At 64.8% G+C, this 14250-nt stretch carries 11 protein-coding genes; 3 read left to right on the top strand and 8 right to left on the bottom strand.

The window, feature by feature from the left end:
- Window positions 1-242 precede the first annotated feature (242 nt).
- From dapA to K7H91_RS09260, 6 genes are read right to left on the bottom strand one after another with little or no spacing between them, the layout of a single operon-like run.
- Window positions 243-1160, bottom strand: a complete 918-nt coding sequence (gene dapA / locus K7H91_RS09285; RefSeq protein ID WP_230719945.1) for a 4-hydroxy-tetrahydrodipicolinate synthase — start codon at window positions 1158-1160, stop codon at window positions 243-245.
- Window positions 1161-1183: 23 nt separating this feature from the next.
- The gene (locus K7H91_RS09280; protein ID WP_230719944.1) at window positions 1184-1930 is read right to left on the bottom strand and encodes a 4-hydroxy-tetrahydrodipicolinate reductase; all 747 of its coding nucleotides are present in this window, start codon (window positions 1928-1930) and stop codon (window positions 1184-1186) included.
- A gap of 10 nt (window positions 1931-1940) precedes the next feature.
- Complete coding sequence (locus tag K7H91_RS09275; RefSeq protein WP_230719943.1) at window positions 1941-3341, bottom strand: aldehyde dehydrogenase family protein; 1401 nt, start codon at window positions 3339-3341, stop codon at window positions 1941-1943.
- Between the two features lie 7 nt (window positions 3342-3348).
- A complete protein-coding gene (locus K7H91_RS09270; protein WP_230719942.1) occupies window positions 3349-4692 on the bottom strand; it encodes an FAD-dependent oxidoreductase in 1344 nt (447 codons plus the stop codon).
- On the bottom strand, window positions 4685-4939 hold the full coding sequence (locus K7H91_RS09265) for a 2Fe-2S iron-sulfur cluster-binding protein (RefSeq protein ID WP_230719941.1): 255 nt from the start codon (window positions 4937-4939) through the stop codon (window positions 4685-4687). Before K7H91_RS09265 ends, K7H91_RS09270 begins: the two co-directional genes overlap by 8 nt.
- On the bottom strand, window positions 4936-6111 hold the full coding sequence (locus tag K7H91_RS09260; protein ID WP_230719940.1) for an NAD(P)/FAD-dependent oxidoreductase: 1176 nt from the start codon (window positions 6109-6111) through the stop codon (window positions 4936-4938). The genes K7H91_RS09265 and K7H91_RS09260 overlap by 4 nt, the downstream gene beginning before the upstream one ends.
- A gap of 154 nt (window positions 6112-6265) precedes the next feature.
- Between K7H91_RS09260 and K7H91_RS09255 the strand changes: the two genes are divergently transcribed.
- Together K7H91_RS09255 and K7H91_RS09250 are read left to right on the top strand one after the other, a co-directional pair.
- On the top strand, window positions 6266-7189 hold the full coding sequence (locus K7H91_RS09255; RefSeq protein WP_230719939.1) for a LysR family transcriptional regulator: 924 nt from the start codon (window positions 6266-6268) through the stop codon (window positions 7187-7189).
- Window positions 7190-7334: 145 nt separating this feature from the next.
- Complete coding sequence (locus K7H91_RS09250; RefSeq protein ID WP_230719938.1) at window positions 7335-8159, top strand: transporter substrate-binding domain-containing protein; 825 nt, start codon at window positions 7335-7337, stop codon at window positions 8157-8159.
- Between the two features lie 112 nt (window positions 8160-8271).
- On the opposite strand, the gene K7H91_RS09245 is transcribed toward K7H91_RS09250, so the two are convergent.
- On the bottom strand, window positions 8272-9954 hold the full coding sequence (locus tag K7H91_RS09245) for a toxin-antitoxin system YwqK family antitoxin (protein WP_230719937.1): 1683 nt from the start codon (window positions 9952-9954) through the stop codon (window positions 8272-8274).
- Window positions 9951-12101 (bottom strand): hypothetical protein, encoded by a 2151-nt coding sequence (locus tag K7H91_RS09240; protein WP_230719936.1) that lies wholly within the window; start codon window positions 12099-12101, stop codon window positions 9951-9953. Before K7H91_RS09240 ends, K7H91_RS09245 begins: the two co-directional genes overlap by 4 nt.
- A gap of 256 nt (window positions 12102-12357) precedes the next feature.
- Between K7H91_RS09240 and K7H91_RS09235 the strand changes: the two genes are divergently transcribed.
- A complete protein-coding gene (locus K7H91_RS09235; RefSeq protein WP_230719935.1) occupies window positions 12358-14250 on the top strand; it encodes a DUF2207 domain-containing protein in 1893 nt (630 codons plus the stop codon).

The raw sequence follows: 14250 nt of genomic DNA, 5'->3' as shown, positions 1-14250 counted from the left end.
CTGTCATGTCGATGCCTTGTCAGGGCCAATCTTCGCCCGGAACACTGCTCTTGATGCCGTTTCTCGTTCATTTCGGTTCCCCTCGTTATGGTGAAGCCCGGCCCCTTCCGAGATAAGGAACCGGCGTCTGTCGCCGGCGCGCTGAACCGACATTCTGTTAGCGGTTGCCGCGCGCCGAGCAATTGTCCTTGCTCAAATCCGAACCGAAAGCCGGCGGATTTCCGTCGGGTTGCCGCGATGCCTCACCGCGCGCCGAGCACGCCGGAGGCCGCCGACGTATAGCGGTTCAGGATGCCGGCGAGGCGCTCGCGGTTGGCGTCGGAGACCGGTACCATCGGCAGCCGCATTTCCGGACCCGAAAGGTTGTTCAGCGCCAGCGCCGCCTTGACGGGGCCGGGATTGCTTTCGACGAACATGCCATCAGTGAGTTCGGCCACCAGATCGTGCAGCGCAAGCGCGTGGGCAGTGTTGCCCTCGTGCCAGGCCCGGACCATGGCGACCATCGTGTCCGGCGCGACATTGGCGACGACGGAGGTGACCCCGACCGCGCCGAGCGACAGGAACGGCAATGTCAGCCCGTCATCGCCCGAATGCACGATCAACTCGTCGCCGCAGGTGCGGCGTAACTCGCTGACCCGGGCGGCGGAGCCGCCGGCCTCCTTGATGGAGAAGATATTGGCGTGATTGCGCATCAGCGTCGCGCAGGTTTCCGGCGCGATCTCGACGCCGCAGCGGCCGGGCACGGAATAGAGCATGACGGGCAGCGCGGTCGCCTCGGCCACCGCGCCGTAATGGGCGATCAGGCCCGCCTGGGTCGGCTTGTTGTAATAGGGCGTGACGACCAGCACGGCATCGGCGCCGGCCGCTTCGGCGCGGCGAACCTTTTCAACCGCCTTCTTCGTGTCGTTGGCGCCGGCGCCCGCCATGACGAGCGCGCGGCCTCTGGCCTTTTCGACCGTGCGGGCGATCAGTTGATCGGCCTCGTCATCGGAAAGGGTCGCGGCCTCGCCGGTGGTGCCGACGGGCACGAGACCGGCGACGCCGGCGGCGATCTGCCGCTCCACAAGCGCATCGAAGGCGGCAAAGTCGATCGTTCCATCGCGAAACGGGGTCACGAGGGCGGTGAAAACGCCGGTAAAGCGGCTCCTGAGTTCGTTCATTGTGTTCTCCTCTGATTGGAATATCACCGGGCGGCGAGGCTGTCGGCGAGTGAATAGCGGCGGGGTTCGCGATGACCGGAGCTCAGCCACTGCGCTGCGGCGATGGCGCCCTCGGCATAGGCCGAAAGCGTGTGGACCTGATAGGTGAAACGGGCCTCCGCCGAACCGAGATCGAAGCTGACGGCGTTGATGCCGACGGTATCGCCTTCGCGGAACACGGTGATCGGCGTTTTTGCGGCGGCAAAGCCCATGACGGCGCTTCTCGCCTCTTCGATCTGTCCGGCCAGCAGTCTGGACGTTCCCGAAGGCTCGGCCTTCTTGCGGACGTGATAGGTCTCGCTCACGCGCGGCTCGCCCTCCGGCATCATCCGGGCAAAGCCGAGAACGTTCAGGCGAAAGGCCTCGAAGCCGCGGGCGAAATTCGCGCTGATCAGCATAGGCCGGTGGGCGCAGCAGGCAGAAAGGCGGGCATCGTCCTCGGCGGAGAACCCGGTCGTGCCGATGACCACGGGTATGTTCTTCAGGCCTATGGCCTCCTGAAGCGCCATGCTGGCCTCAGGCGTCGAAAAATCGATGATGACGTCGCAATGGCTCTTCATCGCCGCATCGGCGGGGCGATATTCGATGCTGCTGCCGGCGACGGGCTTGCCGACAAGCCTTGAACCCGGTGACACCAACGCCGCCGCAAGCTCAAGTCCGGGATTGGAGACGATCAGCTCCACGAGACTGGTTCCGACACGGCCCGAAGCGCCGAGAATTCCGATACGCATTGTGCTCTCCTTAGTCGATCACGACCTTCTGTTCCGACATTTCCCTGATGGCGACGCGCACGCCCTCGCGGCCGAGGCCGGAACGCTTGATGCCGCCGAAGGGCACATGCTCGGCGCGGAAATCCGGCCCCTCGTTTATCATCACGCCGCCAACGGCGAGGTTGCGGGAAAACATCCGGACCAGGGCATGGTCGTTGGTGAAGACGCCCGCCTGCAGCCCGTATTCCCCGGCATTGACCTCCGCGATCGCCGCGCCGGCGTCGGAAAAGCGGCGGATCGCGATCACGGGGCCGAAGGTCTCCTCGGCAATGACCGGAGCATTGGCGGCGACATCGGCAAGCACGGTCGGCGCGAAAACGGTGCCATCATGATTACCGCCAGTCAGAAGCCTGCCCTTGCCGGCGCCGACCGTGGCCTCGATCCTGCCGGCGACCAGACGGGCGGCAGGCAGGTCGATCACGGTGCCCATGTCGGTGTCGTCACGCGAGGGGTCGCCGAACTCGATTGCGTCCACGGCGGCCATCAGTTTTTCGGTGAAGGCTTTTTCAATATCGGCGTGAAGATAGAGTTTCTTGACGGCGGCGCAGCTCTGGCCGGCGATCTCGAAGCGGTGTCCGATCGTGGTGGCGACGGCACGATCGAGATCGGCATCGGGCAAGACGAACAGCGGATCATTGCCGCCAAGCTCCATCAGGCAGCGCACCAGACCGCTGGCGTTCTTGAGCGCCAGCCCGGCCGCCGGGCCGCCCGTGAACGACAACAGGTCGATCGGCGCGCGGGCAAGAGCAAGGGCCGCCTCCGCCCCGCCATGGACGACCTGGAACAGGTCGTCCGGCCAGCCGGCCTTGCGGGCCAGTTCGCAGAGCCTGTTGGCCGCAAGCGGCGCCTTCGGCGAGGGCTTGGCGACGACGGCGTTGCCGGCGGCAATTGCCGGCCCGAGCTTGTGGCAGAGGAGATTGACCGGATAGTTGAAGGGCGTGATCGCCCCGACAACGCCGACGGGCTCGTAGGTGACGGTCGCAAGCCGGTCGGCGCCGCCTTCGACGATGGCGCAGTGCAGGGCCTCGCCGTCGAGGAAGGTGGCGGCGTCGCCGGCAAGCTTCAGCGTGTTCTGGGCGCGGCGGATTTCGTTGCGCGCCTCCCTTATGGTCTTGCCCATTTCCGAAGAGACGAGGCGCGCCAGGTTTTCGGCGTCAGTGGCCATTTCGGCGGCAAGCGCGTTCAGCAGCGCGCGGCGCGTGGCCGGGGTCGAGAAACGGAAGGCGCGGGCGGCGGCCTTGGCGTTGATCACGGCGGCGTCGATCTCCACCGGCGTGTTCACGCAAAGCTCGCCCACCGGCGCGCCGGAAAACGGGTTGCGGACGGAAATCGTTTCTGTTTTCGGCAGGATCGCCGCCTGTGCCTGTGCCATAGATGCCTCACTGGTCTTTCGGTTCAATTGGGGAGGAAGCCGCGGTGATCATCGCGTCGATCGGGACCGGGCGCACCGGCCATCGCCTGCCGGCAAGGTTTTCAGCCGCGGGGATGGTCTGGCCGGGTCTGATCTCGGCCATGAAGGCTGCGGTATTGTGGGCGCAGAACCGCCCCTGGCAGGCGCCCATGGCGAAGCGGCCATTGTGCTTGATCTCGCGCTCCGAGGGCGCATCGACGCCGATCACGAGCCGCTTCAGATCGCCCGCGGTCTTGCCCTCGCAGCGGCAGAGGATCGTGTCATCGGGCAACGCCGCGAACGGGGATGCGCCTGATGCGGGCGCGAATATCCGGTCGAGCACCGCCTGCGCCGTGCGCATGTGCGCCAGCATTGCTTCGGGCCTTGGCGCATGTCCGGACAGCGCGGCAATCACCTGGCCCGCAGCCTTGCGCCCGTCGGCTTCGGCGGCAATCGCGCCAAGCGCCTCGCGCCCGTCGCCGGCATGGAGGATCAAGGGGTGGCTTGGGGAAGGCTGACCCTCGGACGGCAATGCGAAATCATTGGGCCGGATGCCGTCATGCAGGCCTACGCGATCGACGATGATCTCCCGGGTGCGGTCATCCCGCCCGGCCAGCGTGACGGTAAAGCCGTCGTCGGTCCGACGGATATCGCGCACCGTGGTCGCCTGCAGAACCGGTATCCGCCGCGTGAGCAGCGTCGCCATGTAGCCGAGGGATTCCGTCAGCAATCGGGGAAACCGGAAAAGCTGCAAGCCGGCGGCAACCGCCCTGAAGGGCGCGCCCGCCTCGACGACCGCCACCGGCGGATTGCCGAGCCGCGCCATCTGCGCGGCCACGGCGAAAAGGAGCGGGCCATTGCCGGCGAGCAGAACGCGGCCTTGCGGCGGTCGTCCGGTTTCCTTCATCATCACCTGCAGGCCGCCGGCGGTGGAAATGCCGGGCAGGTGCCAGCCGGGGCGTGGCAGGACCTTTTCGATCGCCCCGGTTGCGATGATCACCGCCTGCGGCCGGCGTGTTTCGATACGGCCCGTCCGGCGGTTTTCGGTGACCACCCAGCCGTCGCCGTCGACCGCGATGAAGACCTGTTCATGGTGGATCGGGATGTTTTCGGCGGCCCGTCTCAGCCGCGCGAAACGCGCCTTGGCCGCGCGCGGCTGGGCAACCGGCGTGACGCCGTCGATGGGCTGGCGGTAGATCGCGCCGCCGATCGTTGGCCGTTGTTCGATGATCTCGACCGAAACGCCGGCGCGCTTCAGCGTAGCGGCGGCCGCAAGCCCTGCCGGACCGGCGCCGATGACAAGCACTTCGGCTGTTTTTGCCGGCTCAGACATAACCGCCCTCCATGCTTTCCACCTGCATGCCGTCGCGGGCAGGGGTAAGACAGGTTTCCCGCGCGATCCCGTCGACCCGCGCGACACAGCCCTGGCAAGCGCCGATGCCGCAGAAATAGCGGGTCGGCTGGCCGAGACCGTCGGCGCCAAGCTGCATCACGCCTTCGGCGGCAAGGGCGGCAGCGATGGTTTCGCCCGGGCGGAAGACGATTTCGCGCCCCATGAAGAAGAATGTCCCCCGGCTCATGCCGCCACCTCGCAGATGCCGAAGCGGGCGGGATCGAACGGGCTGATATCGATCGATGGACGCTCTCCGGTGACAAGTTCGGCGATCGTCCTGCCGGTGACCGGGCCAAGGCAGATGCCATCACCTTCAAAGCCGGTGGCGATGAAGCCGTTTTCTATGCCGGGAAGCCTGCCGATCAGCGGCAATCCGTCGGAAACCGCGGTGCGCGCGCCGGCAAAGGCCCTGAGAAGCCGAAGCCGCGCGAGCCCCGGTACCAGCGCGACGGCATCGCTCAGGATGCGGGACACGGCCTCGAGATCATTGACCTTGCGGTCGCCGAAGGCTTCGCGCGTGCCGCCGATCAGGAATTGCCCCGTCTCCAGGGGGTCGATGACCAGCCCAAACCCGCGTCCGGGCGGGGCGGCATCGCTGTTGCCGGAACGCTTGGAAAGCAGATAACGGCCCGACATGATCGCGCCGGGCATGGATTCGTTGAGGGCGACGGCGCGTTCGGTGACGAGCAATTGCCCCTTTCGCGGAATGAGCCCGGCGCCGACATTGACCAGACGCTCGGAGCCGGAACCGGCGCAGATGATGACAGCGTCGGCGGAGAGAAACCCGTTGTCGGTCTCAACGCCCTCGACCCGTTCGCCATTGCCGGCAAGCCGCAGGCGGCTGGCGCGGGTGTTGCGGTTGACGGCGATGCCGGCGGCTTCGATCAACCGATGAACGATCCGGTAGCCGATCGCGTGTCCCTCCGCATGAACTTCAACGGCAAGGGACGCGCTTTCGGAAAGCGCCGGAAAGCGCCGGCGCAATGCGCAGCTGTTGAGATGCTCCACGCTCACGCCGGCGGATGAAAGGGCCGCCGCATGCGCCTCCAGCACCGTGCATTCTTCCGCGCTGGAGGCGATGATGAAGGTCGAGCGCTGCTTGAACAGGCCGGCGAACAGTCCCTCTTCGGCCAGCCTGCGGTAAAGCGCAATGCCCTCCAGGGCCGTCGTCATCATCGGGCCGGGACGCTTGCTGGCCACGGAGACCGCGCCATCGGCAGCGCCGGTCGCTTCCGCCGCCGGCGCGCTGCTGTCGATCAGAGTGACGCGGACGCCCTTCTTCGCCAGAAAATAGGCGGTCGCCGCGCCGACGATGCCGGAACCGATAACGATGGCGGATGGTGAGGAGCGGGAGTGCATTTGGTTTGACCGGTATGATGACGTTCGATATCGGTCATATTGACGGCTGTCGGCTTCGGGCGTCGATACAAGAGAATGGCCTTCAAAGGTCATGTTTTTTGTATCAGGTTAGCGGCCGGCCACCCCTTAAAAGAGAAGAAAGGGGATTTTCGCGATGGCAAAGATCAGTCTTACGCTGGTGCAGACCTTCTATCATGTGGCGCGCAACGGCTCGTTCTCGGCGGCGGCGCGCGAGTTGAACCTGTCCTATCAGTCCGCTGCCAATCACGTGCGCCGGCTTGAGCAGATACTGAAGAACAAACTGATCGAATCCGAACAGGGCGCCAAGCGCATCACGCTCACGCCGCGCGGGCGCGCGCTGTACAATCTGCTGCATCCCGAACTCGACATCATGCTGGAGCGGCTGACGACGCTGATCGAGAACCAGCGTTCCGCGCTCCGCGTGGGCATGCCGCAGGCGATCTTCTTCTATCTGTTTCCGAAGGTTCTGGCCCGCTTCCGCGAGGCTTTTCCCGAGATGGAGTTTTCCGTCTACGAGCGCGATACGGTGCTGGCCGAACTGGTGAAGAACGGCAGCCTCGATGTTTGCATCTCGGAACGCTATTTCGGCGACCCGGTGGTGCCGCAGCGCATGCTCGGAAGCTACCGGCTCTCGCTTGTCTTCCCGCGCGCCTGGGGCGATGTTCCGGCGCAGGAGGATATTCCGGACTGGGCAGCGGACAAGCCGTTCGTGACCTATGAACCCGGGCAGACCCTGCGCAATGTCTCGGTCGATTTTCTCGGCCGCGAGGGCAGGGCGGTTCATCCCGCGATTTCGACGTCGGGCAGTTCCAGCGTGAAGCTGTGCGTGGAGGAGGGGCTCGGCTTTTCCATCATTCCATCATGGTGCGTGGCTGCCGATGACGAGAAGGTCGCCTCGCTCCGCCTCACCAGCCTGCCGGAAATCCGGGTCTATTTCGGCAGTGCCGGCTTCCTGCAAACCCACCCCATGGTCCAGCAGCTTTACGAGGATTGCCAGCGCGAACTGGTGGGGCCGGTTCTGGACCCGCCAAGCGGCGATATCCTGCCGCCTCTATGACCCGAACATACAAAAAAGCGCACAAGCGCCGTCTTTTCTCTAGCATTGTCTCGATCGGCTGAGCCGCTAGCCTGCTCCCGGACGTGACCGATGGGGGTTGCGGTTCGAAAAAACGATCAATCCGGGGAATTATGGAGATCTCTCAATGAATTTGTTTGCCAAGATCTGTGGCGCGACGGCGGTGGCGCTTTCGCTGTTTTCAGCCGCCGCCAGCGCCGACACGGTCAGTGATATTCGCGAGCGCGGCAAGCTGCGTATTCCGGCGATCCTGAACGAAGTGCCCTATTTCAACAAGGACCCGCGCACGGGCGAATGGACCGGCTTCGTCATCGATATGGCGTCGGATATCGCCAAGACGCTCGATGTCGAGCTTGAAGTGGTGGAATCGAGCTGGTCCAACGCCATTCTGGATGTCCAGAGCGGCAAGGTCGACATGGCCTTCGCCGTGACCGCGACGCCGGTGCGCGCGCTGTCGGTTTCGTTTTCCGACCCGACCTATTACAACAGTTTCGTGCTGATCTCCGCCGATGAAGCGCTTGCGGGCAAGAGCTGGAACGAACTCAACGACCCGCAATACACCTTCGCAGTTGATCTCGGCTCCGCGCAGGATCTGATGGCGCAGCAATATCTGCCCAAGGCCAACATTCTCCGCTTCAAGACCCGCGATGAGGCGATCGTCGCCGTCACCACCGGCAAGGCCCAGGGGCTGATCAACACCATGCTCAACGGGCTGGTGATCTCCAAGAAGGCCGCAAGCGTGGGCAGCGTCAAGGTGCCGACCCCGGTCCTGTCCACGCCCTCGGTGATTGCCGTGAACTACGGCGCGGACGAGACCTTCAAGAGCTTCGTATCCGCCTGGGCCGAGTATAACCGCCGAATCGGCAACAACCAGACCTGGATCCTGAAGAGCCTGGAGCCGTTCGGCATCTCGCTGACGGACATGCCTCCCGGCTTCGGCTTCGGCGGCTGATCGGGACCACGGATTGCCTTCCGCTTCCGAAGACAGAAAGACGCCCGGCGCGTGTGCCGGGCGTTTCTTGCGTGCGGCCGTTCGCCGGCGCTCGCGGCCGCCCGAAAACAGCTTATCGCGCATCCCGGGCGGGAACCGCGTCCCCTTGCAGCCGTCCATCGCGCCAGGGCTGATGTGAAACGGGGCCGTCGGCGTCGTAATAGGTGGTGGCGCCGTCGCGCTTGTCGTCCTTCCACATCTGCATTTCCTCAAGCGCGCCGTTTTCCGCCAGGATGTAGCTCGGCCCGTCCTTCATACCGTTGCTGAAGCTTGTGACCGCGATGCGGTAGCCGTTGCCGTCAAAGGTCGTCCAGCGGCCTTCCCGGATACCGTGGTCGTAGCGGCCCTGTCGCGTTTCGTCGCGGTAGGGCACCTGTTCCAGCCATTCGCCGTGCTTCTCGCCGTCGACATAACGGCCGCCGGCAATCATCCGGTCGCCATCCAGTTCCTTGTAGGGACCGTTCAAGACGCCCGCCTCATAGGTGGCGAGCTTCTTCAACTCGCCGTTCATCGTGAAGGTGCGCTGCTCACCTGTCAGCTTTCCGTCATCGTCATAGGTCTCGTGGATGACGTCGCTGGAGTGTTCGATGCGGCGCCAGTCGCCGACGCGTTTGCCGTGGTCGTAATAGCCCCGGTCCAACTCCCGGCCGCGCCAGACGCGGGTGTAAAGACCGTCCTCCTTGCCGTCGACATAGTGCACGCGGGTGGTGATCTGGTCGCTCTCGGTGGTCGAGACGAACAGCCCGCGATATTCGCCGTCAACCAGTTCGGTGCGGTCGAGAAGCTTATCGTTGAGATCCTTCGTGAACAGGAGATAGCCGTCGGCCTTGATCTCGGTTTCGGTGAAGTTGCCGTAATGCTCGACGGTTTTCCGCCCTTCGCCACGGCCTTCGATCTGCACCGGCTCTTCGAGCCAGATCAGCTCACCGTCCTTCCATTTCCGGTTTCTCAACGCGCTGCCATCTTCGGCATAATCGGTCTGGGCCACGAGTTCGCCGGATTCCGACCAGCGTTTTGCGCTGCCGGTCGGCGTGCCCATGTCATAGTGGCGCTCGGCTCGGCGCGCGCCGGAGGGCCAGTATTCGGTGACGACCCCATCGGCCGCGCCGTCGACATAATGGCCTTCCTCGATAAGGTTTCCGTCCTTGTCGTAGTCCCTGTAGGGGCCATCGCGCCGGCTCATCGACCAGTGGATTTCGGCGGCAAGCTTGCCGTTCTCGTGGTATTTGTGTTCCACGCCGTCAATATGGCCGTCGACATGGTTGTTTTCGGTCGAAAGCGTGCCGTCCTCATAATAGAGGCGCCACGGGCCGTTTAGCACGCCATCCTTCCAAGTGGTTTCACGCTGGGTCTTGCCATCCGCCCAGTACCGGACCTCCGTACCGTTTTTGCTGCCGTCATCATAGGGCGTGCGGCCCATGACATTCTCATCCTCATCGAAGGTCAGCATCTCGCCGTCGCGGCGGCCGTCCTCGTTGAGCGGAACGCGGGTTTTGAGATAGCCCGAGCCGGGATAGAAGGTCTCGATTTTTCCGACCTTGCGGCCCTCATCCAGCGTCGGGGCGGTGTTCCAGACGCGGGCATAACGGTCATCGTCTTCGTCGTAGATATCAATAATATAGACGCCGTCCTTTGCCTTTTCCGGCGGGGTGTAGCTGTAGGCGCCGTCTGGGGAAGGGGCCAGATTTTCATCGACATTGGCGGCATGTGCCGCGCTCGCGGCAAGGGCGAGCAGAAGGGCGAGAGCGGTTTTCATCGGGCGTCCTCCCTCGGTTCGGGCAGATCGGGAAAGCGGATCTCGAAGCGCCGGGTCACCGGGTCGGAACCGGTATCCGCTTCAAGGATGCGTTCGGGCCGGCCGGCGGCGCGGATATGGCCGTCTTCGAAGAGCGCCGAAGCGAGCGTGTCGTCGGGGGTGAGGGGCGTGCCATCCGGCGCGACCAGCGCCAGTGCGGTGCCCTCGGCATCGACCAGCCGGAAGCGCGCGTTGAATGCGCCAATCGTCATGGTGCTGTCCGCGCCGAGCGCTTCCGGTTCGATCAGCCATGGCCGCGCGGGATCAAGCGCCTCGCTCGCCTCCCGCCATGCGACGGTGGTCTCGCAATCGATGACGACGGTGATCGGGTCGTGCCCGTAGAAATGGGTGCGGATGCCGTCATCGGTTTCAAGCTGAAGCGTCGTCGTGCCGGTCCGTTCGTCCGCCTGCGCTTCGAAGACAAGGTCGTGACCGGCAAGCGATACGGGCTCATCCAGCCCCGCCTTGCAGTGCTTCGCCTGCGTCGTCGCGAGCCTGAAACGCAGCGCGGCCAGATCGAGGCCTTCAGGCGTGAGCGCATCGAGCGCCGGCGGGGCGCCGTCAGGATAAAGCGCCCGCATCTCGGGTTCGGTGTCGGGATCGAGGCGTTTGCCGCGTTCGGTGCGGAAGGTGACCGCGCGGGTCGCGGCTGGCGTTTCGGCATAGCGTTCGACGCGGATGTCGATCTTTTCCGGCACGGTTTCAGCCTTGAGCGCCACCCTAATGCCGCTGTAATCCGGCAGCGCCAGCCGGCGCGCCTGGCTTTCTTCTGGCGTCAGCCAGTCCGCGCCGCTGTCGGCGGCATAGATCTGGCCCTTGACGTCGCTTCCTTCCGGGAAGGAAAGGCCGAAGAAATCCCAGGTTTTGCCGGACAGGAGAAGTTCATAACCATCATCGGTTGGCCGGAACTCGGCCGAGGCGCCGTTGCGCGTGACACTAGCCGTCGCGTCCGCGTCCGGTCGCAGCGTCAGGGTGAACGGCTCGGAGGGATACCAGTCGACCTTGGCGCTGAGCTCGGTTGCAGTCTCCAGATCTTCGCTAACATCGCCGATGCCGACGGGACGCGCGCGCGAGACCGTCCGGAAACCGTCGGCGTCCGGAACAGTTACGGGCATGGTGGCGATGAACGCGGTCGGCAGTTCGGTGTCGCCGTCCAAGAGACGGAGATCATGAAGCGCGAAGCGGCCGATATTGCTGCCCGCTGCGGGATCGTGGGCGAAGCTCAGCGTGTAGGTCTTGCCGTGCTTGTCGGCCTCTCCCGGATTGCCGGGGAACACCATGTCCGGCTCGGGCGGCATGACGATGGTTGAAAACGGAAAGGTCGGCATGTCATGCCACTGCGGCTCGCCCCGAAATGCGTGGGTGTAGAGCGGGAAGGGGCTTTCCGTGTTCGCCATCGCGATGGTCTGGCGCGAGAAACGCTCATCCTCCGCGCCGGGATTGATGCGGGTATCATAGGTCATCACCGAGCGCTCGACCCAGCCGCTGTCGCGCGCCAGCACCGAAACGCCGGACAGTCGCGTATTCGCCGAGGCGCCTTCATAGCTGAGGAAAACCGCATCCGGCGTCACCGCGCTGACGGTGATTTCGACATCGGCGACGCCCGGCAGCGTGGTGGTGGTGGACCAGCCTTTCTCGGCTTCGATTTCGACCGGCAGGACCGGCTGGCCGAGCTGGTCGCGCATCTGGGCGAGCATGGCTTCCGGCATCTCGGCACCGCCGCGCGGGGCGAAATCCTTGAGCCCGTGATTTTCCGGATCGATCGTGGCGGAAAAGCCCTCGCGCATCAGCAGGGCAAGATCGTCGGGCGCGTCGCCGAAGGCGGTGCTGGTCACGCGCGATCCCTCGTCATAGGCGAACCACAAAGGGAAGACATCCATGCTGATGCCGCCATCATCGTCGCGGTCGGTGACCGCAAAGCGGGTCAGTGCCGAAACGTACTGGTTGTCGTAAAAACCGTCCGAATCGGTGAAGCCGGAAGCGATGGAAATTTCGAGGTGATAGGTCCGTTCGCTGCCGACCGTCGGGTCGAAAATGATGGTCTCGGCCTTCGCCATGCCGGGAATGGCGGCGACAAGCAGGGCGAACCAGAAACGTCGTTCGATCATGCTTTCTCCTTCGATGGCGCAGTCATGAAGGGGCGGGCTGAGAGAGGCAAGTAACTGTAAGTTGAGATTTACACCCTGTCGGGAAAGACCGTTGTAACAAGCGGATTTGTTTATGCTTTTTGGTCGGGCTATAAGGCCCCGTCACCCGGATTCGCCACACCAGAAGCCAGGGCCGTCAGCGGCATTCTTCATGGGACCATCCTCGCTCTTTCAGACCGTTTTTCCCCGCCGGCATGGTAAATCGGATGGCGGCCTTTTGGTCTCGGGGAAGCGGATCGTCACGGCCTTCCTGCTTGTGCTGATCTGGCTCGCGCCGGCCTTGGCGCGCGAGCGGATCGAGCGTTTCGAAAGCGATATTGCGATCGGCCCGACCGGCCGCCTCGATATCACCGAGACCATCGCGATCAAGGCGGAGGGATACCGGATCGAACACGGTATCTTTCGCGATCTGCCGGTCGCGGGACGGACGGCGGAGAGCGGCGTCGATCCGGGCGCGCTGCAGATCCTGTCGGCCACGCTCGACGGAAAGCCGGTGCCCATGCGCGTTGCCCGCCGCAGCGACTATATCCGCATCTTTCTGGGAGATTCCGGAACCGATCTCGAACCGGGCGTTCACACCTTCCGGCTTTCCTATCGCACCGGACCGCAGATCGAAAGCCGCGACGGTCACGACGAATTCTACTGGAATGTGACCGGCACCTATTGGGCCTTCCCGATCGACAACGCCGCCGCGACCATTCGTCTGCCGGAGGGTGCTGCGGCCACCGCGGTTGCCGGCTATACCGGCCCGTTCGGTTCGACGCGCACCGAGGTGTCCCGCCGCCTCAGCCCGGATGGCGGCAAGGTCGATGTCTCGACCTACCGCGTTCTCCGCCCGGAGGAGGGGCTGACGGTCGCAATTGCATTTCCCAAAGGTTTCGTAAGCGAACCGGCCGCCGCAGAGCGGTTCCGGTGGTGGGTGTGCCGCAATCCGGGCGTCGCGATTTCCGTCATCGGCTTCGGCACTCTCGGCCTGCTGTTTCTGTTGGTCTCCCGGCGGATCAGGCGGCCCGGAGAGGAGCAGGCCTCACGATACCCTGTGGTCGAACGGCGAAAGCCGCCGCGCGGCACGACGCCGGCTCAGGTGCAGTATATTTCGATGCGGCGCATGCTCGGCCATTCCGCGCTCCTCGCCACGGTTATCAATCTCGGCCTGCGCGGGCTGATGACCATCGTTCCCGAGGGCAAGGCCTGGCGGATCGTGCTGGACGGGGGCGACACCGGCACGCTGGCGCCCGAAGAGGAAGCGCTGGTTTTGGGCGTGCGCGCCGAAGGCGGCAGCGTCCTTGTCGAGCGCAACAACCGGCAGACGCTGAGGCGACTTTACGGCGACTTCGCCCGCGTGGTGCGCGCCACCCATGGCCGCCGCTATTACGCGCCCAACGGCAAGTGGAAACTGGCGGCCGCCTTCCTCTGCTCCGGCCTTGCCGCAGCGCTTGCGCTGACCGGCATGGATGGCGAAGGGTGGATCCTCGCCTATGGCCCGCTGCTGCCGATCGCGCTCGGCCTTGCCTTTGCGGGCTTCGATGCGCGCGCCTCGGCGGATACGGTCAGCAATGCCGCCGGAAACGGCATGGGCGGGGGACTGGTTGCGAGCGCGGGTCTGTGGCTGGTGACCGGTTTCTTCACCGGCGCCTTTGGCTGGGCGACGGCGCTTGGCCTCGTGGCGACGCCGGTGCTGTTCTGGTGGTTTGCCGCGCGGATCGGCCAGCCGACGGAGGAGGGGCGGGCGCGCGAGGCGGAAATCGCCGGGCTTCGCCTTTATCTCGAACGCGTCGGCCACATGCGCCACGCCAATCGCAGCGAAAGGGACGCGCTTCCCGCCCTGCTGCCGTTTGCGGTGGCACTCAACATGAAATCCGAATGGAGCCGCGCCTTCGACAGCGTCATGGACGCCGGCCCCGGCACCATCAACCCGATCCCCTTCGGCCTTCACCCAACCTTTTACGACACGGGCGCGAACGGCGCGACCATCTTCGGCGCCTGCCAGGCGCTCAGCACCAACCTCACGGCCTGCATCTCGCCCAACGGCTCGGGCTCGGGCGGCGGCTTTTCGGGTGGCGGCTTCTCCGGCGGGGGCGGCGGAGGCGGTGGCGGCGGCGGCTGGTGA

This window comes from Martelella mediterranea, assembly GCF_021021415.1.
GTDB classification, from domain to species: domain Bacteria; phylum Pseudomonadota; class Alphaproteobacteria; order Rhizobiales; family Rhizobiaceae; genus Martelella; species Martelella mediterranea_C.
This window is presented reverse-complemented; position numbering and strand designations above follow the sequence as displayed.

Bases quoted from the DNA above. Each gene is read 5' to 3' on its own strand.
- K7H91_RS09255 (WP_230719939.1), top strand. From the start codon at position 6,266: ATGGCAAAGATCAGTCTTACGCTGGTGCAGACCTTCTATCATGTGGCG.
- K7H91_RS09240 (WP_230719936.1), bottom strand. From the start codon at position 12,101: ATGATCGAACGACGTTTCTGGTTCGCCCTGCTTGTCGCCGCCATTCCC.
- K7H91_RS09260 (WP_230719940.1), bottom strand. From the start codon at position 6,111: ATGCACTCCCGCTCCTCACCATCCGCCATCGTTATCGGTTCCGGCATC.
- K7H91_RS09280 (WP_230719944.1), bottom strand. From the start codon at position 1,930: ATGCGTATCGGAATTCTCGGCGCTTCGGGCCGTGTCGGAACCAGTCTC.
- dapA (WP_230719945.1), bottom strand. From the start codon at position 1,160: ATGAACGAACTCAGGAGCCGCTTTACCGGCGTTTTCACCGCCCTCGTG.
- K7H91_RS09250 (WP_230719938.1), top strand. From the start codon at position 7,335: ATGAATTTGTTTGCCAAGATCTGTGGCGCGACGGCGGTGGCGCTTTCG.
- K7H91_RS09275 (WP_230719943.1), bottom strand. From the start codon at position 3,341: ATGGCACAGGCACAGGCGGCGATCCTGCCGAAAACAGAAACGATTTCC.
- K7H91_RS09270 (WP_230719942.1), bottom strand. From the start codon at position 4,692: ATGTCTGAGCCGGCAAAAACAGCCGAAGTGCTTGTCATCGGCGCCGGT.
- K7H91_RS09245 (WP_230719937.1), bottom strand. From the start codon at position 9,954: ATGAAAACCGCTCTCGCCCTTCTGCTCGCCCTTGCCGCGAGCGCGGCA.
- K7H91_RS09265 (WP_230719941.1), bottom strand. From the start codon at position 4,939: ATGAGCCGGGGGACATTCTTCTTCATGGGGCGCGAAATCGTCTTCCGC.